This is a genomic window from Paracoccus sp. S1E-3 (genome assembly GCF_013868135.1).
Lineage (GTDB): Bacteria > Pseudomonadota > Alphaproteobacteria > Rhodobacterales > Rhodobacteraceae > Paracoccus.
The window spans coordinates 44,132-65,995 of the sequence record NZ_JACEMU010000015.1 but is presented as its reverse complement, the minus strand read 5'-3'; the positions used below and the strand labels follow the sequence as shown (position 1 = coordinate 65,995).

General features: G+C 66.5%; 20 protein-coding genes. 5 read left to right on the top strand and 15 right to left on the bottom strand.

What is annotated here, in order from left to right:
- The first annotated feature begins 18 nt into the window (after window positions 1-18).
- From H1S04_RS13785 to H1S04_RS13775, 3 genes are all read left to right on the top strand, one after another.
- Window positions 19-1,104, top strand: a complete 1,086-nt coding sequence (locus tag H1S04_RS13785; RefSeq protein WP_181746114.1) for an ABC transporter ATP-binding protein — start codon at window positions 19-21, stop codon at window positions 1,102-1,104.
- 71 nt (window positions 1,105-1,175) lie between these two features.
- Window positions 1,176-2,198: a Fe(3+) ABC transporter substrate-binding protein gene (locus tag H1S04_RS13780; RefSeq protein ID WP_181746113.1), complete on the top strand. Its 1,023-nt coding sequence runs from the start codon at window positions 1,176-1,178 to the stop codon at window positions 2,196-2,198.
- A gap of 43 nt (window positions 2,199-2,241) precedes the next feature.
- The gene (locus H1S04_RS13775) at window positions 2,242-3,930 is read left to right on the top strand and encodes an iron ABC transporter permease (RefSeq protein WP_220185239.1); all 1,689 of its coding nucleotides are present in this window, start codon (window positions 2,242-2,244) and stop codon (window positions 3,928-3,930) included.
- Between the two features lie 14 nt (window positions 3,931-3,944).
- Here H1S04_RS13775 and H1S04_RS13770 read toward each other — a convergent pair whose 3' ends face one another.
- From H1S04_RS13770 to glpD, 9 genes are all read right to left on the bottom strand, one after another.
- Window positions 3,945-5,084 carry an iron-containing alcohol dehydrogenase gene (locus H1S04_RS13770; protein ID WP_181746112.1) on the bottom strand — a complete coding sequence of 380 codons (1,140 nt, stop codon included), beginning with the start codon at window positions 5,082-5,084 and terminating at the stop codon, window positions 3,945-3,947.
- Entirely contained in the window at window positions 5,081-6,568 is a 1,488-nt protein-coding gene (gene glpK / locus H1S04_RS13765; protein ID WP_181746111.1) for a glycerol kinase GlpK, read from the bottom strand. The genes H1S04_RS13770 and glpK overlap by 4 nt, the downstream gene beginning before the upstream one ends.
- A 69-nt stretch (window positions 6,569-6,637) precedes the next feature.
- Window positions 6,638-8,356: an ABC transporter substrate-binding protein gene (locus tag H1S04_RS13760; RefSeq protein WP_181746110.1), complete on the bottom strand. Its 1,719-nt coding sequence runs from the start codon at window positions 8,354-8,356 to the stop codon at window positions 6,638-6,640.
- 68 nt (window positions 8,357-8,424) lie between these two features.
- On the bottom strand, window positions 8,425-8,850 hold the full coding sequence (locus H1S04_RS13755) for a DUF2160 domain-containing protein (RefSeq protein WP_181746109.1): 426 nt from the start codon (window positions 8,848-8,850) through the stop codon (window positions 8,425-8,427).
- Window positions 8,850-9,653 carry a carbohydrate ABC transporter permease gene (locus H1S04_RS13750; RefSeq protein WP_181746108.1) on the bottom strand — a complete coding sequence of 268 codons (804 nt, stop codon included), beginning with the start codon at window positions 9,651-9,653 and terminating at the stop codon, window positions 8,850-8,852. The genes H1S04_RS13755 and H1S04_RS13750 overlap by 1 nt, the downstream gene beginning before the upstream one ends.
- The gene (locus H1S04_RS13745) at window positions 9,653-10,540 is read right to left on the bottom strand and encodes a carbohydrate ABC transporter permease (RefSeq protein WP_181746107.1); all 888 of its coding nucleotides are present in this window, start codon (window positions 10,538-10,540) and stop codon (window positions 9,653-9,655) included. Before H1S04_RS13745 ends, H1S04_RS13750 begins: the two co-directional genes overlap by 1 nt.
- Window positions 10,540-11,622: an ABC transporter ATP-binding protein gene (locus H1S04_RS13740; RefSeq protein ID WP_181746106.1), complete on the bottom strand. Its 1,083-nt coding sequence runs from the start codon at window positions 11,620-11,622 to the stop codon at window positions 10,540-10,542. The genes H1S04_RS13745 and H1S04_RS13740 overlap by 1 nt, the downstream gene beginning before the upstream one ends.
- Before the next feature lie 5 nt (window positions 11,623-11,627).
- Window positions 11,628-12,704: an ABC transporter ATP-binding protein gene (locus H1S04_RS13735; protein ID WP_181746105.1), complete on the bottom strand. Its 1,077-nt coding sequence runs from the start codon at window positions 12,702-12,704 to the stop codon at window positions 11,628-11,630.
- A 56-nt stretch (window positions 12,705-12,760) separates the two neighbouring features.
- Window positions 12,761-14,344: a glycerol-3-phosphate dehydrogenase gene (gene glpD, locus H1S04_RS13730; RefSeq protein ID WP_181746104.1), complete on the bottom strand. Its 1,584-nt coding sequence runs from the start codon at window positions 14,342-14,344 to the stop codon at window positions 12,761-12,763.
- 230 nt (window positions 14,345-14,574) lie between these two features.
- Between glpD and H1S04_RS13725 the strand changes: the two genes are divergently transcribed.
- Window positions 14,575-15,351, top strand: coding sequence for a DeoR/GlpR family DNA-binding transcription regulator (locus H1S04_RS13725; RefSeq protein WP_181746103.1), 777 nt, complete (start codon window positions 14,575-14,577; stop codon window positions 15,349-15,351).
- A gap of 325 nt (window positions 15,352-15,676) precedes the next feature.
- Window positions 15,677-16,600, top strand: a complete 924-nt coding sequence (locus H1S04_RS13720; protein ID WP_181746102.1) for a sugar kinase — start codon at window positions 15,677-15,679, stop codon at window positions 16,598-16,600.
- A 49-nt stretch (window positions 16,601-16,649) separates the two neighbouring features.
- On the opposite strand, the gene H1S04_RS13715 is transcribed toward H1S04_RS13720, so the two are convergent.
- The 6 genes from H1S04_RS13715 to H1S04_RS13690 all read right to left on the bottom strand — a co-directional run bounded on the left by H1S04_RS13715 (window position 16,650) and on the right by H1S04_RS13690 (window position 21,475).
- Window positions 16,650-17,549 carry an XdhC family protein gene (locus tag H1S04_RS13715; protein ID WP_181746101.1) on the bottom strand — a complete coding sequence of 300 codons (900 nt, stop codon included), beginning with the start codon at window positions 17,547-17,549 and terminating at the stop codon, window positions 16,650-16,652.
- Window positions 17,550-17,553: 4 nt separating this feature from the next.
- Window positions 17,554-18,150 (bottom strand): Isoquinoline 1-oxidoreductase subunit, encoded by a 597-nt coding sequence (locus H1S04_RS13710; protein WP_181746100.1) that lies wholly within the window; start codon window positions 18,148-18,150, stop codon window positions 17,554-17,556.
- Entirely contained in the window at window positions 18,147-20,288 is a 2,142-nt protein-coding gene (locus H1S04_RS13705; RefSeq protein ID WP_181746099.1) for a xanthine dehydrogenase family protein molybdopterin-binding subunit, read from the bottom strand. Before H1S04_RS13705 ends, H1S04_RS13710 begins: the two co-directional genes overlap by 4 nt.
- Window positions 20,289-20,291: 3 nt before the next feature.
- On the bottom strand, window positions 20,292-20,750 hold the full coding sequence (locus H1S04_RS13700) for a (2Fe-2S)-binding protein (protein ID WP_181746098.1): 459 nt from the start codon (window positions 20,748-20,750) through the stop codon (window positions 20,292-20,294).
- Window positions 20,751-20,861: 111 nt separating this feature from the next.
- Window positions 20,862-21,134, bottom strand: coding sequence for a hypothetical protein (locus H1S04_RS13695; RefSeq protein ID WP_181746097.1), 273 nt, complete (start codon window positions 21,132-21,134; stop codon window positions 20,862-20,864).
- Entirely contained in the window at window positions 21,131-21,475 is a 345-nt protein-coding gene (locus H1S04_RS13690; protein WP_181746096.1) for a hypothetical protein, read from the bottom strand. The genes H1S04_RS13695 and H1S04_RS13690 overlap by 4 nt, the downstream gene beginning before the upstream one ends.
- Window positions 21,476-21,864: the final 389 nt, after the last annotated feature.

Sequence of the window (21,864 nt, the reverse complement as noted above, 5' to 3'; positions counted from 1 at the left end):
TGTACGAAAGCGAGGAAAATGTCAGCCAGCCAGCCAATCGCGCTTGAGCTTGACCGGGTGTCGCGCCGTTTCGGTCGGCAGGATGTGCTGGTGGATGTCTCGCTGGCAGTGCCGCGTGGGGGGATCACCTGCCTTCTGGGGGAATCCGGCTGCGGCAAATCGACGCTGCTGGGGCTGATTTCCGGCATCGACCGCCCCGATGGCGGCAGCATCGCGATGGCCGGACAACAGGTTTCGGGGCCGCAGACCTTCGTTGCGCCAGAGGCCCGCAATGTCGGCTTCATGTTCCAGGATTATGCGCTGTTCCCCCATCTCAGCGTCGAGGACAACCTCGCCTTCGGGTTGCGCGGACTGCCGAAGGCCGAGCAGAAGGCCCGCATCGCCGAGGTCGCCCAGCGGATCGGTGTGGCCCATCTGATCGGGCGCTATCCGCATTCGCTGTCGGGCGGCGAGCAGCAGCGCGTGGCGCTCGCGCGGGCGCTGGCGCCCAAACCGGCGATCCTGCTGATGGACGAGCCGTTTTCGAACCTCGATCAGGGCCTGCGCGAACGCGTGCGCCGCGAGACCGTCGAAATCCTGAAATCGCTGGACACTACCGCCATCATCGTCACCCATGACCCGCAGGAGGCCATGGCGGTGGGCGATCAGGTGGTGCTGATGCGGCACGGCCGCGTCGAACAGAGCGGCTCGCCCTATGACATCTACGACCGCCCGGTCTCGTCCTACGCGGCCGAGTTCATGGGCCCCTGCAACCGGCTGAACGGCATCTGGGCCAAGGGCAATATCGAGACCCCGATCGGTCGTTTCCCCGCCGATCTGGACCTGCCCGAAGGGGCGCTGGCGGTGGCCTGCATCCGCCCGCAGACACTGGCGGTGATGCGCGACGGCGAAGGGATCACCGCGCGCATCCTGGGCAAATCCTTTCTCGGCGAAAGCGAGCAGATGGATATCAGCGTCCACCCGCTGGCCCAGCCCCTGCGCATCCACAGCCATACCCGCAGCCCCATGGCCGTGGGAGAGCAGGTCAAGCTGAACCTCAACGGCGCGCAGGTCCATGTCTTCGCCGAAGCCGACACTCCGCCCCCGCCAAAGAAACTTGACTGAAACAATCAGTTTCTATAGCGCAGGTCAGGAACCCACGCCGACCAACGGCCCTGTCCTCCGAAAGGCTGACCATGACGATCAACACCAAGACCCGCCTGACGCTGTGCACCGCCACGCTGGCCCTTCTGGGCACCAGCGTCGCCGCGCAAGAGCTGAACCTCTACACCTCGCGCGAACCGGGTCTGGTCGAGCCGCTGCTGGAAGCCTTCACCAAGGAAACCGGCGTCAAGGTGAACACCGTCTTCCTGAAGGACGGTCTGGCCGAGCGCGTGGCCTCGGAAGGGGAAGCCTCGCCCGCCGACCTGCTGATGGCGGTCGATGCCGGCAACCTGGCCGATCTGGTCGACAAGGGCCTGACCCAGCCGGTCGAATCCGAGGTGCTGACCGCCGCCGTTCCCGAAAACCTGCGCGATCCGGGGAAACAGTGGTTCGCCCTGTCGATGCGCGCCCGCGTCGTCTATGCCGCCAAGGATCTGGAACTGGACAGCATCACCTATGAACAGCTGGCCGATCCGGCCTGGAAGGGTAAGCTGTGCATCCGTTCTGGCCAGCACCCCTATAATACCGGCCTGTTCTCGGCCTTCCTGTCGCATCACGGCGCCGAACAGACCGAGACCTGGCTGGAAGGCGTGAAGGCCAATCTGGCCCGCAAGGCCGGCGGCGGCGACCGTGACGGCGCCAAGGACATTCTGGGCGGCATCTGCGACATCGCGGTGGCGAATTCCTACTATGTCGGGCTGATGCGGTCGGGCAAGGGCGGTGACGAACAGCGCGCCTGGGGCGACGCCATCAAGGTGATCCTGCCGACCTTCGAAGATGGCGGCACCCATGTGAACATCAGCGGCGCCGCCGTCGCCAAATATGCCCCGAACAAGGAAGAAGCCGTCAAGCTGCTGGAATTCCTGGTCTCGGACGAGGCGCAGAAGATCTATGGCGAGGCCAATTTCGAATATCCGGTCAAGCCGGGCGTGGCGCTCGACCCGATCGTCGCCTCGTTCGGCGAACTGAAGGTCGACCCGACGCCGCTGACCGAAATCGTTGCCAACCGGGCCGAGGCGAGCGCGCTCGTCGACAAGGTCGGCTTCGACAACTGAGGATCAGAGGCCGGGCGGTCACGCTCCGCCCGGCCCTTTTTCCATGACCGAGACCGCAGAAGCCGCCGCCACTGCCCCGCCCCCTCGTCGCCGCATCGCGATCCGCGGCGCCGGATGGATATTGGCCTCGGCGCTGATCGCGGCGCTGATCATGGTGCCGGTGGCGGCGCTGATCTGGCAGGCGGCGCAAGGCTCGGACGGGCTGTGGCGCCACCTTGCGGCCTATGTTCTGCCCCACGCGCTCGGCCAGACGGCGATGCTGATGGCGGGGGTCGGCCTGATGGTCACGGTGCTGGGCACCGGCGCGGCCTGGCTGGTGACCGCCTATGATTTCCCCGGCCGCCGGGTGCTGGAATGGGCGCTGCTGCTGCCGCTGGCGGTGCCGACCTATATCGTCGCCTATGCCTATCTGGACCTGCTGCACCCCCTGGGGCCGGTGCAATCGCTGATCCGCGATCTGCTGGGCTATACCAGCCCGCGCGAGTTCCGGCTGCCCGACATCCGCTCGATGCCCGGCGCGATCCTGCTGCTGGGGCTGGTGCTTTACCCCTATGTCTACCTGCCGACGCGGGCGATGTTCATGACCCAGGCCGCCAGTCTGGTCGAGGTCTCGCGCACGCTCGGGACCCGCCCGCACCAGATCTTCTGGCGCGTGGCGCTGCCGCTGGCGCGCCCGGCCATCGCCGTCGGCGTCAGTCTGGCCCTGATGGAAACGCTGAATGACATCGGCGCATCGGAGTTTCTGGGCGTCCGCTCGCTGACCATCTCGATCTATACCACCTGGGTGACGCGCTCGGACCTGCCGGGTGCGGCGCAGATCTCGCTCGCGCTGGTGTTGCTGGTCGTGGCGCTGGTTTCGTTGGAACGCTGGGCGCGGCGGCGCCAGCATTACAGCGCAGGCGCGCGGCGGGCGCGGCAGTTCCGGCCCCAGCGCCTGCATGGCGTGAAGGCCGCCGCCGCCCTGATGGCGGGGCTGGTGCCCGTCACTTTCGGCTTTCTGGCCCCGGCCCTGTTTCTGGCCGTCGAGGCGTGGAAGCGCTTTCAGTTCGCCGGCCTCTCGGACCGGCTGCTGGTCGAAGCGCGCAACACCTTCCTGCTCTCTGCCGGGGCCACGGTGGCGGTGCTGATCTGCGGGCTGATCGTCGCCTATGCGACCCGCCTCCTGCCGCATCGCGGGATGCTGGCGTTGCAACGCATCGCCTCGCTGGGCTATGCCATGCCGGGGACCGTGCTGGGGCTGGGCGTGCTGATCGCGGTCGCCAATCTCGACCGGCTGATCGATCGCAGCGCGCAGGACTGGTTCGGGGTGTCGACCGGGTTGTTGCTGATCGGCTCGGGGACGGCGCTTGGCTATGCCTATCTGGCGCGGTTTCTGGCCATTTCGATCGGCTCGGTCGAGGCGGGCCTCAGCCGAATCCCGCGCAGCTATGACAACGCCGCCCGCACACTGGGCCATGGCGCGGGCGCCACGCTGCGCCGCATTCACCTGCCGCTGTCGCGCCCCACCATCGCGGCAGCGGGCCTGCTGGTCTTTGTCGACTGCATGAAGGAGCTTTCGGCCACGCTGATGCTGCGGCCGCTGAACTTCGAAACGCTCGCCACCCATCTTTACGGCGAGGCCGCACGCGGCACCTATGAGGAGGCGGCACTCGCCGCGCTCGCCATCGTCATCGTCGGGGTATTGCCGGTGATCCTTTTGGCGCGGGTGCGGCAGGGCGATAACGGCAACTGACGATCAGGCCGCCCTCAGGCCGCTGCGCCCAGCACCTGTTCCAGATCCGACACCGTCAGCGTCACCGGATTCCCCTTGTAGGAGGAGCTTTGCATCGCCGCGACCGCCACCTGATGGTGCAGCGCCGGGGCCAGCCCCTGCGCCAGCAGACCCGGAAGTCCTGCCTTTCGGGTCCAGTTGGCGAGGGCGGCGGGCGCTTCGGCCTCGGGCACTGAGAGCGCCTCGGCAATGATGGCGCAGACGGTGGCGATGCGTGCCGCCGCCGCACCGTCGGCGCGCAGCCGGTTCATTCCCAGCACCGGCCCCAGCAGCGCGCCGCAGATCGCACCATGCGCCGCAGGCGTCACGCCACCGATCACCCCGGCCAGCCCATGCACCGCGCCCAAGCCGCCATTCGCCAGCGCGATGCCGCCCGACAGGCTGACCCAGGCCATGGTATCGCGCGCGGCCGGGTCCTCGGCCTCCATCAACCGTGCCAGCGCTTCAAGGCCCGGCGCAATGGCCGGAAGCGCGATCGCATCGGTGAAGGGCGTGGCCTTGGCGGAGACATAAGGCTCGATCACCTGCGCCAGCGCGTCGAGACCCGAGGCCAGCGTCACCGCGCGCGGGCTGCCATCGGTCAGGGCCGGATCGACGATGGCGATGCGGGGCAGCATCTGCGCATCGCGCAGCGAGACCTTGCGACCATGTTCCGGCAGGCCGATGACGGCGTTGCGCGTGGCCTCGGCCCCGGTGCCGGCGGTGGTGGGGATGGCCACGAAGGGCAGCGGGGGCGCCGTCAAGGGCAGACCCTTCCCCACCACCTCAAGATGATCCATCGGCTCGGAAGGCGCGGGGATCAGCGCCGCCAGCGCCTTGCCCATGTCGATCACCGCGCCGCCGCCAAGGGCCACGACCCAGTCGGGACGGGCAGCGCGGGCCTGATCCAGCGCCTTTAGCAGCATCGGCAGCGTCGGTTCCGACCCGCAGCTGATGGTCGCGACCCGAAGTCCCGCGTCGCGCAGCGCCTCGACCAGCCATGCGGCGCGCGCCGCCGAGGCGCCATGCACGACCACGCCCCTGCCCCCGAAGGCGGCGATCAGACCGAGGGCTTTCGCGGCCTCTCCACGTCCGAACAGCACCTGTCCGGGCAGCGCGAAACCGAAGGCGCTCATGTCGCGGCAATCGTGGCTTGGACGGCGCGCTGCCAGCGGGCGTATTTCGCGCTGCGCGTGTCGTCATCCATGCCCGGATCGAAGCGGCGTTCCAGCGCCCAGCTTTCGGCGAAACCCTCCGGCCCCGGATAGATGCCCGCGCGCATCCCGGCGAGCCAGGCCGCGCCGAGCGCGGTGGTTTCCGTCACCACAGGCCGGTCGACCGGTGCGCCCAGAATGTCCGACAGGAACTGCATCGCCCAGTCCGAGGCGACCATGCCGCCATCGACGCGCAACACGCCCTCGGCCCCGGCGCTCCAGTCGGCGCGCATCGCTTCCAGCAGGTCGCGGGTCTGATAGCCCACGCTCTCCAGCGCCGCGCGGGCGAATTCGGCCGGCCCCGAATTGCGGGTCAGCCCGTAGACCGCGCCCCGGCTTTCGGGGTGCCAGTAGGGCGCACCGAGGCCAGTAAAGGCCGGGACCAACACCACCTCCTGCGTCGGATCGGCCGCCTCGGCAAGCGCCTGCGTTTCCGAGGCATGGCGGATGATCTTCAGCCCGTCGCGCAGCCATTGCACCACCGCGCCCGCGATGAAGATCGAGCCTTCCAGCGCATAGGTGGTCCGCCCGTCCAGCCGATAGGCGATGGTCGTCAGCAGACGGTTGGTCGAGGGCACCATCTGATCGCCGGTATTCAGCAGCGCGAAGCAGCCGGTGCCATAGGTCGATTTCATCATGCCGGGCTGAAAACAGGCCTGCCCGATGGCGGCGGCATGCTGGTCGCCGGCGACGCCCAGAATCGGGATCTCGCGCCCGAACAGATCGGCGCGGGTGGTGCCGAAATCATCGGCGCAGTCGCGGACTTCGGGCAGCAGCGCCGCCGGAATGTCCAGCAGGGCCAGGATCTCGTCGTCCCAGCGGTTCTCGGCGATGTTATACAGCAGGGTGCGGGCGGCATTCGTGGCGTCGGTCGCGTGGACACGGCCGCCCGTCAGGTTCCAGATCAGCCAGCTGTCGACGGTGCCGAAGGCCAGCTCGCCCTTTTCGGCGCGGGTACGGGCGCCGGGGATGGTATCGAGCAGCCATTTCAGCTTGGTGCCCGAGAAATAGGGGTCCAGAAGCAATCCGGTGCGGGCCGTAATCATCGCCTCATGGCCCTGATCCTTCAGGTCGGCGCAGATCCCGGAGGTGCGGCGGTCCTGCCAGACGATAGCATTGTGAAGCGGCTGGCCGGTGGCACGGTCCCACAGCAGCGTGGTCTCGCGCTGATTGGTGATGCCGATGGCGGTGATGGCGGCGGCGGTGATCCCGGCCTTCTCGATGGCCGCGCGGGCGGTGGCGGCGACGGTGGCCCAGATGTCCGAGGGGTCATGCTCGACCCAGCCCGATTGCGGGTAATGCTGGGGGAATTCCTCCTGCGCAACGGCGACGGGGCGCAGCTCCGCATCAAACAGGATGGCGCGGGACGAGGTGGTGCCCTGATCGATGGCGAGGATATGGGTCATGGCGATGGTCCCGACGTGAAAAGAAAGTGACGGCGGGCGGCCCGCAAGCCGCCCGCCCGAGATCCGGGCTTACTGCCAGGACTTGATCAGCTCGTCATAGGCGATGGTCTCGCCCTGCGGCTTCTCGTTTTCCAGCTTGGCAACCGGCGCGCCTTCCGCGTCCAGCCATTCCTGCGGGTCCTTCTCCTCGTTCATCTTCGGACCGAGATCGCCCTGCACGCCCGCACGCTCCAGCCGCTCAAGCACCTTCTCCTGCTCGGCACACAGCGCATCCAGCGCCTCCTGCGGGGTTTTCGCGCCCGACAGCGCATCGCCGATATTCTGCCACCACAGTTGGGCCAGCTTCGGATAATCGGGGATATTGGTGCCGGTCGGCGACCACTGCACACGGGCGGGCGAGCGGTAGAATTCGATCAGACCGCCCAGTTTCGGCGCGCGTTCGGTGAAATGCTCGCTGTCGATGGTCGACTGGCGGATGAAGGTCAGCCCGACATCGGATTTCTTCACATCGACCGTTTTCGAGGTGACGAACTGCGCATAAAGCCACGCCGCCTGCGCGCGGTCGACCGGGGTCGATTTCAGCAGCGTCCACGACCCCACGTCCTGATAGCCGATCTTGGTGCCTTCGGACCAATAGGCGCCATGGGGCGAGGGTGCCATGCGCCATTTCGGCGTGCCGTCCGCGTTCACGACGGGGGTGCCTTCCTTGACCATGTCGGCGGTGAAGGCGGTATACCAGAACATCTGCTGGGCGATGTCGCCGCGCGCCGGCACCGGCCCCGCCTCGCCGAAGGTCATGCCCATGGCCTCCGGCGGCGTATAGGCCTTCAGCCAGTCGATGGCCTTGGTCACGGCATAGACGGCAGCGGCATCGTTGGTCGCGCCACCGCGCGCCACGCAGGAACCGACGGGCCGCGAGTTCTCGTCGACGCGGATGCCCCATTCATCGACCGGCAACCCGTTCGGGTCACCCTTGTCGCCCATGCCGGCCATGGACATCCAGGCATCGGTGTAACGCCAGCCGAGGCTGGGGTCCTTCTTGCCGTAATCCATGTTGCCCCAGGCCTTGGTGGGACCGCCCTCGATATAGGACATGTCGCGGCCGGTGAAGAATTCGGCGATATCCTCGTAAGCCGACCAGTTCACCGGCACGCCGAGGTCATAGCCATATTTGGCCTTGAAATCGTCCTTGGTCTTCTGGTCGTTGAACCAGTCATAGCGGAACCAGTAGAGGTTGGCGAATTGCTGGTCGGGCAGCTGATACAGGTCGCCATCCGGCGCGGTGGTGAATTTCAGCCCGATGAAATCCGGCAGATCGAGGCCGGGATTGGTGAAATCCTTGCCCTCCTCGGCCATCCATTTGGTCAGGTCGCGGGCCTGCTGATAGCGCCAATGGGTGCCGATCAGGTCGCTGTCGTTGACATAGCCGTCATAGATGTTCTCGCCGGTCTGCATCTGGGTCTGAAGCTTTTCGACCACATCGCCCTCGCCGATCAGGTCATGAGTGACCTTGATGCCGGTGATGGCGGTGAAGGCCGGCGCCAGCACCTTCGATTCATATTCATGGGTGGTGATGGTTTCGGAGACCACCTTGATCTCCATCCCGGCCAGCGGCGCGGCGGCGTCGATGAACCACTGCATCTCGGCCTCCTGCTCGGGCCGGGTCAGCGTCGACATGTCGCCGATTTCCTTGTCGAGGAAAGCCTTCGCGGCCTCCATATCGGCGAAGGCGGGCGCGCCTGTGACCATCAGCGCAAGCGCCATGGCAGTCGTGTAGTTCAGTCTCATGTGATCCTCCCGTTGAGACTTGGTTATCGGTCCGGGGCCGGGCGCCCGCCCCCGGAAATGTCAGGCCGTCACACCCAGCGGAACACCGCCGCGGCATAGACGAAACACAGTCCGAGGCCCCACCAGACCGGGGCGCCGAAGAAGAACAGCCAGCCGAGACAGATGAAGGCCGAGCCGAGAAGCGAGATGAACAGCCGGTCCCCGCGCGTGGTGTCAATCCGCAGGATGCCCCGGCGCGGGGTTTCCGGGAAGCGGATGGCGAGGATGGTGAACAGCACCAGCAGGCTGGCGATGATCCAGAAGAACAGCGCCACCGGGAAGGTCCAGGCCATCCAGCCGCCGGGGATCATCGGATCGGTCCAGGCTTTCGCGCCGTCCTCGGTCATCGGGGTGACCCAGATCAGAAAGCCGAGGGCGGCGCCAAGCACGAGAATGGCGGCGGCATAGATCGCCGGCCAGTTGGTGCGGCGGGCGGTGATTGCGGTGTCAGTCATCACACCCTCCCCAGGGCGAAGCCCTTGGCGATGTAGTTGCGAACAAACCAGATGACCAAGGCCCCCGGAATGATGGTCAGGACGCCCGCCGCCGCCAGCACGCCCCAGTCCATGCCCGAGGCACTGACCGTGCGGGTCATGGTCGCGGCGATGGGTTTGGCGTTCACCGATGTCAGGGTGCGCGACAGCAGCAGTTCCACCCAGCTGAACATGAAGCAGAAGAAGGCGGCGACGCCGATGCCGCTCGCGATCAGCGGCATGAAGATCTTCACGAAGAAGCGCGGGAAGGAATAGCCGTCGATATAGGCCGTCTCGTCGATTTCTTTGGGCACGCCGCGCATGAAGCCTTCCAGAATCCACACCGCCAGCGGCACGTTGAACAGGCAATGCGCCAACGCCACAGCAATATGGGTGTCGAACAGCCCGATCGAGGAATAAAGCTGGAAGAAGGGCAGCGCGAAGACCGCAGGCGGCGCCATCCGGTTGGTCAGCAGCCAGAAGAAGAGATGCTTGTCGCCGACGAAATTATAGCGCGAGAAGGCATAGGCCGCCGGCAGCGCCACGGTGATGGAAATCACCGTGTTCATCACCACATAGATGATCGAGTTGACGTAACCCATATACCAGCTCGGATCGGTCAGGATGATCCGGTAGTTCCGCAGGGTCAGGTTCTGCGGGAACAGGGTGAAGGCGCCGGTGATCTCGGCATTGGTCTTGAAGCTCATGTTCACCAGCCAGTAGATCGGCACCATCAGGAACAGCAGATACAGCGCCATCACCACGGCAGAGGTCTTGATGCGCATCACAGTTCCTCCGGGATGTCCGATGCCGAACGGTCCATATTCGTCATCACCGTGTAGAAAACCCAGGAGACCAGCAGGATGACAAGGAAATACATCAGGCTGAACGCCGCCGCCGGGCCGAGATCGAACTGCCCCACCGCCATCTTCACCAGATCGATGGACAGGAAGGTGGTGGCATTGCCGGGACCGCCGCCGGTGACGACGAAAGGCTCGGTATAGATCATGAAGCTGTCCATGAAGCGCAGCAGCACGGCGATCAGCAGCACGCCCGACATCTTCGGCAGTTCGATATAGCGGAAGACGGCCCAACGGCTGGCCTGATCGATCTTCGCCGCCTGATAATAGGCCTGGGGGATGGATTGCAGACCCGCATAACACAGCAGTGCCACCAGCGAGGTCCAGTGCCAGACATCCATCACGATGACCGTGACCCAGGCGTCCAGCACATCGGCGGTATAGTTATAGTCGAAGCCGAGCGCGGCCAGCGTATGGCCCAGAAGCCCGATATCGGTGCGCCCGAAGATCTGCCAGATGGTGCCGACGACGTTGAAGGGGATCAGCAGCGGCAGCGACATCACCACCAGCACGAAGCTGGACCAGAAGCCCTTCTTCGGCATGTTCAGGGCGACGAAAATCCCCAGCGGCACCTCGATGGCGAGGATGATGGCCGAGAACAGGATCTGCCGGCCAAGTGCGGCATGCAGGCGGTCGGAATGGACCATCTCGTCGAACCATTCGAGACCGGCCCAGAAGAATTCGTTATTCCCGAAGGTGTCGTTGAAGGAATAGTTCACCACCGTCATCAGCGGGATCACGGCGGAAAAGGCCACGATCACCAGCACCGGCAGGACAAGGAACCACGCCCTGTTGTTCTGGGTCTTTTCCATCAGGCGGCCCTCTCCTCGGGCGCGACGCGCCAGTCATCGGCATAGACATTGATCTTTTCGGGCCGGAACAGGACGCGGCTGCGGCCCTCGACGGCTTCGCCTTCGGCCAGCACGATGTTCAGGGGCTTGCCCAGAACCGCGCCGCGCAGAAGCCGGTGCCGGCCCGCATCCTCGACGCGGCTGATGGTCAAAGGCAGCCCCTGATCGGCGCTGAGGCGGGCATATTCGGGCCGGATGCCGATCTGCACCCTGCCGGAAGCGGGGGCGTAGTGCGCCCCCAGATCGACGCTTTCGCCGCCGGGCAGAACGGCGCGGTTTCCCTGCACCTCGGCATCGAGAAAATTCATCCCCGGCGACCCGATGAAATAGCCCACGAAGGTATGGGCGGGGGTCTCGAACAGTTCCTCGGGCGTGCCCATCTGGACGACGCGCCCGTCATGCATCACCACGACTTTCTGGGCGAAGGTCAGCGCCTCGGTCTGATCATGGGTGACATAGATCATGGTATGGCCGAATTCGCGGTGCAGCTGCTTCAGCTGGGTGCGCAATTCCCATTTCATATGCGGGTCGATGACGGTCAGCGGCTCGTCGAACAGGATCGCATTCACATCCTCGCGGACCATGCCGCGGCCGAGGCTGATCTTCTGCTTGGCATCCGCCGTCAGTCCCTGCGCCTTGCGCGACAGCATCCCCTCCATGCCGATCATGGCCGCGATCTGATCGACGCGGGCCTTGATGTAACCCGCATCCATGCCGCGATTGCGCAGCGGGAAGGCAAGGTTGTCGCGCACGGTCATGGTGTCGTAGACGACCGGGAACTGGAAGACCTGGGCGATGTTACGCTCCGCCGTCGGCGCATCGGTCACGTCGCGGTCGCCGAACAGCACCCGGCCATGGCTGGGCCGCAAAAGCCCCGAGATGATGTTCAGCAGCGTGGTCTTGCCGCTGCCCGAGGCGCCCAGCAGCGCATAGGCGCCGCCGTCCTGCCAGACATGGTCGATTTCCTTCAGCGCGTAATCCTGCTCCGACGCGGGATGCGGATTGTAGCTGTGGGCAAGGTTTTTCAGCGTGATCTGTGCCATGCGCCTCAGGCCGCCATTGCATAGGACGCGGGCGCGGCAAGCCGGCCTTCGGCGTCGAACAGATAGACATGGGCCGGGTCCAGCCAGACGGTCAGCGGCTGCCCCGGTTGCAGGGCGTGGACGCCCTCGACCAGCCCGACCCAGCGGTCGCCGGCGTGATCGACATGGATGAAGGTCTCGGACCCGGTGATCTCGGTCACGGCCAGCGTGCAGTCGAAGGGTATCGCCGCCGCGCTGTGCTCCGACAGATGCAGGTGATTGGCGCGGAACCCGGCCTGATAGCGGCCATCGGAGAGATCGGCGAAACCCGCGACCGGCGTGCCGCCCAGCACCATCCGGGCGCCCTGCTTTTCGGCCGCCATGAAATTCATCGGCGGATCGCTGAACACCCGCGCCGTGGTGGCGTCCTGCGGCTGGCGATAGACCTGCGGTGTCGGGCCGAACTGCGTCACCCGGCCCTCCCACAGCGTCGCGGTCTGACCGCCGAGAAGCAGGGCCTCCTCGGGCTCAGTGGTTGCATAGACGAAGATCGCGCCGGAAGCTTCGAAAATCCTTGGAATTTCCACGCGAAGCTCCTCGCGCAGCTTGTAGTCGAGATTGGCCAGCGGCTCGTCCAGCAGGACAAGCCCCGCACCCTTCACCAAGGCTCGCGCCAGCGCGCAGCGCTGCTGCTGGCCGCCCGAAAGCTCCAGCGGCTTGCGGCTCAGCATCGGCGTCAGGCGCAGCATCTCGGCCGTTTCGCGCACCGCGCGGTCGATCTCGTCCTGCGGGCGGCCGAGGATGCGCAAGGGCGACGCGATGTTTTCGTAAACCGTCAGGCCCGGATAGTTGATGAACTGCTGATAGACCATGGCCACGCCCCGGTCCTGCACCCGCTGGCCGGTGACGTCCTGACCGTTCCACAGGATGCGCCCGGCTGTGGGCTGATCCAGCCCCGCCATCAGCCGCATCAGGCTGGTCTTGCCCGCCGAGGTCGGCCCCAGCAGCACGTTCATCGTCCCCTTTTGCAATGTCAGGCTGGTGGGATGGATATGCACCCTGCCCCCCACCGCGCGTGACACGCCCTGCAATTCCAGCGCCATTCGGCCTCCCCTTTTCCTGTCGCGCGCGCCTGCTCTCTCTCGGGCGGCATCGCGCCTTATTGCGCGGCGGCGGCCATCCGGGCCTGCCGCACATAATCGTCCATGGCGGCCACCTGTTCGGGGGTCATGTGCAGCCCCAGCTTGGTGCGCCGCCACAGGATATCATCAGCAGCATGCGCGTATTCGCGGGCGATCAGCCAGTCGATTTCGGCCCCGGTCAGGGTCGCGCCGAAATCCGGCCCAAGATCAGCGCCGCTGCGCGCCGCGCCCAGCAGGTCGAACGCCTCGGTCCCATAGGTGCGGATCAGTCGTCTCGCCCAATCCACGGTCAGGAACGGATAGGCGGTCAGCAGGTTTTCCGTCAGCGCCTCCACGCCGTCGACCGGGAAATCGCCGCCCGGCAGCGGCACCCGCGCGGTCCAGTCGCCCGTGGCCTGCGGGAACCACGGCTTCAGCTTTTCCAGCGCGCTTTCGGCCAGCCGCCGATAGGTGGTGATCTTGCCGCCAAAGACGTTCAGCAGCGGCGCGCCCTTGTCATCGACGCTGAGCACATAGTCCCGCGTCGCCGCCGTGGCCGATTTCGCCCCGTCATTATACAGCGGCCTGACCCCGGAATAGGTCCAGACGACATCGGCGGCCGTCACCGGCCGGGCGAAATACTGACTGGCAAAGGCGCAGAGGTAATCGCGCTCCTCATCGGTGCAATGGACCTGATCGGGGCGCCCGTGATGGTCCTTGTCGGTGGTTCCGATCAGGGTGAAGTCCTGCTCGTAAGGGATTGCAAAGATGATCCTTCCGTCCGAACCCTGAAAGAAATAGCAGCGGTCGTGATCATAAAGCTTCGGCACCACGATATGGCTGCCGCGCACCAGCCGCACCCCTTCGCTGGACTGGATATGGGTGACGTTGCGGATCACGTCCTCGACCCAGGGGCCGCCGGCATTCACCAATGCGCGGGCGTAATGGGTGGCGGGGCCGTCCGGGCCCTCGACCTCGACCCTCCACAGATCACCTTCGCGATGGGCGGCGGTGACGCGGGTCCGGGTCATGATCCGGGCGCCCCGCGCCTCGGCATCGCGGGCGTTCAGCACCACCAGACGCGAATCCTGCACCCAGCAATCGCTGTATTCATAGGCCAGCCCGAAGCCCGGCTTCAGCGGCCGCCCGGCCGGATCGGTCTTCAGGTCCAGCCTGGCGGTGCCCGGCAGGATCTTCCGCCCGCCCAGATTGTCATACAGAAACAACCCCAGCCGGATCAGCCAGGCCGGGCGGCGCCCCTTCATCCACGGCATCACCATCCCCAGCAGGCGCGAGGTCGGCGTATCGCTTTCGAAGCGCATGTCGGCCGAATAGGGCAGCACGAAACGCATCGGCCAGCTGATATGCGGCATGGCGGTCAGCAGCGTCTCGCGTTCTTCCAGCGCTTCGCGGACCAGCCGGAACTCGAAATATTCCAGATAGCGCAGGCCGCCGTGAAACAGCTTGGTCGAGGCTGATGAGGTGCCCTGCGCCAGATCGCCCTGCTCGGCCAGCGTCACCGAAAGGCCGCGCCCGACGGCGTCGCGGGCAACGCCGCAGCCGTTGATCCCGCCGCCGATGATGAACAGATCGGCCGGTGCTGATGATGCGGTCGCAGGCACGTTTCCTCCTCACGCGATAGGCTCGCGTTTTTGTTGCCCTCAGCAGTAAAGCTTTCGCCTATCCGGTCAAGAAAAATTATTCGTTCATGTTCGTTTTTGACAAAAGCGAACATTCTTTTCCCAATAAAAAGCACCAAGCGAAGGGGATATGCTGCAATTGCAGCATGAATAGCCCCTTGAATGCGCGTTTTCCTTGGGTCACCCTCAGCATCAGGACAGACGGAGGAACCATGGCGCTGAGCATCCGGCAGAATGAAATCGTCGAACTGGCCCGCGCCGAGGGCCGCGTGCTGGTCGACGATCTGGCCCAGCGATTCGAGGTGACGCTGCAGACCATTCGCCGCGACCTCGGCGATCTGGCCGAGGCGGGGCTGCTGGACCGCGTTCATGGCGGGGCGGTGCCGCGCATGGGGATGGTCAACCTGGGTTACGAGGCCCGGCGGCGGCTTCATTCCGACGCCAAGACCGCCATCGGCGTGGCCTGTGCTGCGGCGATTCCCGACAATTCCAGCCTGATCCTGAACATCGGCACCACGACCGAGGCCGTGGCGCAGGCGCTCCTGCAGCATTCCAACATCACCGTCATCACCAACAACATGAACGTGGCCAATATCCTTGCCGCCAATCCGGGCTGCGAGATCATGGTGGCCGGCGGCGCGCTGCGCCGATCCGACGGCGGCCTCGTGGGGGAATTGGCGACCCAGTTCATCGAACAGTTCAAGGTCGATTACGCGGTGATCGGCACCTCGGCGCTGGATCTGGACGGCGATCTGCTGGATTACGATCTGGCCGAAGTGCGGGTCAGCCGCGCCATCCTGCGCCAGGCGCGGCAGTCCTTTCTGGTCACGGATCATTCCAAGCTCGGTCGCTCGGCCCCGGCACGCATCGCCAGCCTGTCCGATATCCACACGGTCTTCACCGACCTGCCCCTGCCCACGCCACTGATGGACCGCTGCGCCGGCTGGGGCACCGAGGTGCGGATGTGCGGTGAAGTAGCCGGGGGCTGAGCCGCGGCCGCCATTTGTCTGCGGCCACCGCGGACGGCGCAACCATGATTTCGCGGCGCTCGCCCGTTCGGCGTCGCCTGAAACGATGCCGCGCCGTCACAAGGCCATCACAATAACCAAGCGGCGCGTAACGACCGTCTCACTGTTCATCCCGGCGACATCAGCCCGCGCTATATCGACGCCATGGTCGCCCTGCACCGATGAGCAGGCCGCCTTGGGCTGGCCTTGGCGCGGAAAATCGACCAACGTGCTGGGGAACAGGCCAGATCGATTGCCGCCAGCGGATCGCTGCGCGGAGGGGGCTGGCGAAATATGGACGGACCTGATGCAACCTGACCTCATCGCCCTGGGCGAGCCGATGATCGAATTCAACCAACTCTCGGACGGAGGGGCCGGCAACTGGCGGCTGGGGCACGGGGGCGACACCTCGAACAGCGCCATTGCCGCCGCGCGGCTGGGCGCGAAGGTCGGCTATCTGACCGCGCTCGGCGCCGATGACTTCGGGGACGAGCTGATGCGCCTCTGGCAGGCAGAGGGCGTCGATGCCAGCCGTGTCATCCGCAACCCGGCCGCCCATACCGGGATCTATTTCGTCGCCCACGGCCCGCAAGGCCACAGCTTCAGCTATCTGCGTTCGGGTTCCGCCGCCAGCCGGATGCGCCCCGAGGACCTTCCTGCCGATTACATCGCCGGGGCACGGATCCTGCATGTCTCGGGCATCAGCCAGGCGATCAGCGCCTCGGCCTGTGATACTGTCTTCGCGGCGATCGAGATTGCGCGCCGGGCCGGGGTGCAGGTCTCCTACGACACCAATCTGCGGCTGAAGCTGTGGCCGCTGGCGCGTGCGCGCGCCATCAGCGCCGCGACCGTGCCGCAATGCGACATCCTGCTGCCCGGCATGGAGGATGCCGAGGCCTTGACCGGCCTGACCGATCCCGATGCGATCATCGATCATTACCTGTCGGCGGGCGCCCGGCTGGTGCTGCTGAAAATGGGCAAGGAGGGGGCGATCCTGGCCACCCCCGACAGCCGCGACCCGGTGCCGGGCCGGGTGGTGCAGGCCGTGGATGCGACGGGCGCGGGCGATACCTTCGATGGCGCCTTCCTCGCGCGCCTGCTGGCGGGCGATCCCCCGCTGGAGGCGGCGCGCTTCGCCAATGCCGCCGCCGCGCTGTCCACGACCGGCGTTGGCGCCGTGGCCCCGATGCCGACCGAGGGCGCCGTGCGGGATTTCATCCGCCGGTCCTGACGCCGCCACAACCGCAGAGCCACCACGCGCCGGCCGCCGCAAATGGGTGTCAGGAGAGCCGCGCCGCCTCCAGCACCTGCGCCAGCACCGAGGCTGCCAGCATGCGCGGATCGCGAACTGAGGGGATCAGCCCGAAGGGCGCCGCCAATCGCGCCGTCGCCTCGGGCGGGACCCCCAGCGCCAGCAGGTCGGCACAGCGGGCGCGGTGGGCGCGCAGGCTGCCCTGCGCGCCGACATAGAGCGCCGGCGAATCGAGCGCGGCCTGCAACAATCCCGGCTCCCAGTCGTGATCGTGGAAGAACAGCGTCACCGCCGTGCGCGCATCGGCCGTCAGTCCCGCAGGCCAATCCTTGCCCGACAGAAGCCGCGCGCGTTCAAGCCCCGCCAGTGTCTCGGGATCCGGCGAAAAGCTTTCGACCGGATAGCCGGCCGCCGCGGCGAGCGCCGAGAAGACCCGCAGTTCGGGGCCCTTGCCGAAGGCCAACACCCGCAATTGCGGCTGGAGGTTCAACACCAGCGGCCCCAGTTGCAGCATTGCCGGGCGCCGCGCCTGCAGGCTGGCCTGCGCCTGCGCCAGCGCCCGCCGGTCCGGCGCGGGCAGGATCAGGATGTCCAGGCCGCCGCCGCAAGGCAACACCAGATCGCGGAAGGGCGAGCCCGCGCCATAGCGCAGCGCCCGCACCTGCCCGTCCGCCAGCGCCGCGCGGGCATGGATCACCACATCCCGTTCGATACAGCCCGAGGACAGACTGCCCCAGCTTTCGCCGGTGGCACGGATCGCCATGCCCGCGCCGAGGGGACGATAGGACGGCCCCTCCACCCCGATGATCAGCGCCAGCGCGGCCCGGTCGGCCGCCAGCAACGGGCCGAGCGGCAATTCGCTCTCGCACAGGCTGACCACGCGGGCCGCGCTGTCGGGACAGGACAGGTCAGGCGTCGGGCGGCTCATCCCCTCAGCCCGGACAGACCGCGCCGGTGTCGATCCATGCGCGGGTCAACTGACCCAGCACGTCCTGCGAGCCCGGCGCCGGGCTGCGACCCGCGCCCGGATCCCAGCCCCAGCCGACCAGACCATCCGTCGCCATATGTTCGTAAATGGCTTCGAGGTCGCGGCCGCCATTACGCTCGGGGTCCTTGATCTGGGTGCAGATTTCGGCCAGCGACTTGCCAACCCAGCCCATCGAGACGGGGGCCAGCGACCACGGCTCATGCCCCGGAATGCTGCCTTCACCCGAGGTCAGGGTGACGTTCTGCGGCCCGTGACAGGTGTTGCAGGTCATGCCCGGCGCACCGAAATCGGCATCGCCGCGCACCACCGGCGGCGAGTGCGGGTGCATGTCGTCACCCTGCGTCGGGCTGTTCCCGACCGGGTGACAGTTGAGGCAGCGCGGATTCGTCAGCACCTTGCCAATCTCGGTGAACATTGCTGCCGAACGCTGTGATTCATCGGCAATGTTTTCGAACGCATCAGGCCCGGACAGAGTGTCTTGCGCCAATACCGGACGAGCAGCCATCAGCGCTGCGATACACAGAAGGGGCAGATGCTTCATGCGATGGCTCCACCAAAGGGCAGCTGATATTGCTTGTTGCCGGTCAAGGCGCGCCAGGCATTGCCAAGCGCGGGCGCCAGCGGCGGCACGCCCGGCTCGCCCACCCCGGTCGGATCGGCGCCGCTCGGGATGATCGCCACTTCGACGGCCGGCATCTCGGCGATGCGCAGCATCGGATAGGTGTCGAAATTCGATTGCTGGACCTCGCCGCCGGGCGCCAGCGTGATGGCGTCGTGCAGCGCCGTGCCAAGGGCAAAGCCGATGCCGCCCTCCATCTGCGCGCGGATCACGTTGGGATTGACCGGAATGCCGCAATCGACCGCGCACCAGACGCGAGTGACATGGGGCAGCCCGTTGCGGTCCTCGACCTCGACCACTTCGGCCACGTAGGTGCCGAAGCTTTTCACATAGGCGATCCCGTAACCCTTGCCGTCGCGCGTGGGGCCGGTCCAGCCCGAGATCTCGGCGACCTTTTCGATCACCCCGCGCTCGCGCAGGGCCTCGGGCGGCAGCAGGTCCAGCCGGCCCTGCACGGGATCCTTGCCCGCCGCGGCCAGCACCTCGTCGAGGAAGGTTTCGGCGGCATAGCCCGTATGCGTATGCCCGACCGAGCGCCACCACAGCACCGAGACCGGGTTTTCCATCTTCGCCCAGCCGATCCGGCGCGCGCCGAAGCGGTAAGGCAACCCGCTCGACCCCTCGAACGAGGTCGTGTCCGGGCCGCCTTTCAGCATCGCCTCCATCGGGCCGCCGGCCAGGATCGACTGGTTGGCGACGATGTTCTCCCAGCCGACGATATTCCCCTCCGCGTCCAGCCCGGCCCGCAGCTTGTGCAGGCTCATCGGGCGGTAATAGCCGCCCTTCAGATCGTCCTCGCGGGTCCAGACCAGTTTGAAGGCGCCGTCGCGGCCTGCGGCCTTGGCGATTTCGGCGGCCTCGGCGGCGATATGGGCGCTCGCCTGCGCGCGCCGCCCGAAAGATCCGCCTGCCAGCAGCACGTTGATCGTCACCGGCACCCCCAGAATGGCGGCGGCGGTGGGCTGGTCGAGGCCGGGGAACTGGCTGCCGAACCACATCTCGGCCTTGCCTTCCTTCAGCTCGATCACCGCATCCAGCGGCTCCAGCGGGGCGTGGGCCAGATAGGGGAAGCGGTATTCTGCCTCCAGCACCTGCGCGGCATTGGCGAGGGCCGACAGATCGCCCTCCTCCTCGACCGTGACACCGCCTTCGGCCACGGCCCTGGCATAGGCGTCGAACATTTCGTCCGAACTGCGGGTTTCGGCGCCGGCTTCGTCCCAGGTGACTGCAAGCGCGTCGCGGCCCTTCAGCGCGGCATAGGTATTGGTCGCATAGACCGCCACGCCCGAGGGGATCTGGCGAATCATCTCGACCCCTTTGACCGCCAGGGCCCCCTTATCGTCAAAGCTGGCGACAGTGGCGCCGAATTTCGGCGGGTGGGCGACAACCACGGTCAGCATGCCGTCGCGATAGACATCCATGGTGAAGACCGCGGCGCCGGTCGATTTGGCGACCGTGTCCAGTTTGGGCCGGTCCGATCCGATCAGCACGAAATCCTTCGGGTCTTTCACCGGCGGGTCGGCGGGAACCGGCTGCCGCGCGGCGGCCTCGGTCAGCGCCCCGAAGCCCGAGGACTTGCCCGAGGCCGCATGCGACACCACTCCGGCCTTTACGGTGATTTCAGACGCGGGCACGCCCCATTCCTCGGCGGCGGCGGCGACCAGCATGGCGCGCGCGGCGGCGCCTGCCTTGCGCATCTGCATGAAGCTGTTGGCGATCGCGGTCGACCCACCGGTGCCCTGCATCCCGAAAAACAGATTGGCGTAAAGCGCGTTATCGGCAGGCGCGCCCATGGCGCGCATCTGCGCCCAGTCGGCGTCCAGTTCCTCGGCCACCAGCGTCGAAAGGCCGGTATACGGACCCTGCCCCATCTCCAGATGTTTGATCATCACCGTGACCAGATCATCGGTGCCGATGCGGATGAAGGCATTGGGGGCGAACGGGGCGGCGGCAGCGGCAGCGGTCTGCGCGCGCGCCCGGCCCAAAGGCAGCATCAGGCCCAGCATCAGCCCGGCCCCGCCGGCCAGAAAGCCCCGCCGAGAGGTTTCGATTGCGGTCATGGCCTAGCCCTCCAGCGTTTTCGCGGCGTCATGGATCGCCTGCCGGATGCGCACATAGGTGGCGCAGCGGCAGACATTTCCGGCCATGGCGTTGTTGATATCCCCGTCCGTCGGGCTGGACACCTGCTGCAGCAACGCGGTCGCCGACATGATCTGGCCCGACTGACACCAGCCGCATTGCGGCACGTCGATCGCTTCCCATGCCGCCTGGACAGCGGCGATCTCGGGACCCTCCATGCCTTCGATGGTGGTGACCTCGCTGCCCTCGACCATCGAGATGGGGGTAACGCAGGACCGGCGCGGCATCCCGTCAAGCATCACGGTGCAGGCGCCGCATTGTGCGACCCCGCAGCCGAACTTGGTGCCCGTCAGGCGCAATTCGTCGCGCAATGCCCAGAGAAGCGGCGTGTCGGGGTCGATATCCAGATCGACTTCACGCCCGTTCACAGTGAATTTTGTCATGACCTGGCCTCAAAAGCTGGGTTACGCCCCCATGATGAACCCGACAGCGCCAGCGTCAAGGACCCGCAGTGAAATTCGGCATCCGTGATAGGTGATAACGCCGCGCCGGCGTCACGGCGATGGCGGCAGATGGGTGCGAAGGATGACGAAGCCGGTCCCTTTCCGCCGCAGCAGCAGGTGAGCCTGCGCGCACGGGCCGGGACTTCGCGCCGCCTCCGGCGGGGCGCCCGCGGCGCTGACGCGCCATGCGTTCCCGTCCCTGTGGATGAGCGCATAGGGCGCGGCGGTCATCCGCGCTGCGAAGGTCAGCGCCAGATCGTCCAGCATGAAGCCCGACAGTTCCAGCATCCTCGTCCGGGTCAACGTGAAGGGTCGGCCGTTCATGGCGGTGCTGTTATGCCCGGCGCAGAGGGGCATAGATAGCTGGTTCCGCCCCGTGCCGCCCGACCGCCGGGGTCCGGGGTCATATGGCCGCCGAGATCAAAGCCCGGATGCGAGCTGCCCCCTGCCGGGGGCCGGGCGACATAGCAGGGCGCGCCCGCGTCAATGCCCCTGACGATCAGCAGGCGCTTCCAGCTTTGCCCGTCGATGTCAGGATCCCGGCTGCTGCCGGTCACGTTATAGAGCGGTCCGGCCTGATCGACCAATGTGGCGGCGGTGGATGGGAGGATGGCGCCCGCATGCCGGTCGGCAAACCCGGCTAGGGCAGAGGTGATGCTGGTCATGGCGCGTCCCTTCCTCCACCAAGGGAACGCCATCAAACGGGAAGCCGCAACAGGAAACGCCCCAGTGCCACCGCCCGCCCTCAGCCTGTTGGCGACTGCCGCAAGCAGCCGAACCGACAGGACGGCAGGTGCGTAAGCTCGGCTGTGCGCCGTCGAAAGCCCGGAGGTCTGGCCTTACCCGGTAACGTAGGCGCCCCGATCATCACCGATCCGGTGCAGGCCGCGCCCCGACACGTTCCAACGCCCGTGGCGCGGCGGTCAGCCGCCGCGCAGTTGCGGCTGTGCGTTGTCAATACCTCGGCGTTGCTGCGCCCGCGCAACGACAAGCCGCCCACCATCATCGTCTTGCCGATCCTCGCCGCCGCCGCCGATGCGCGCGAAACAAGAAG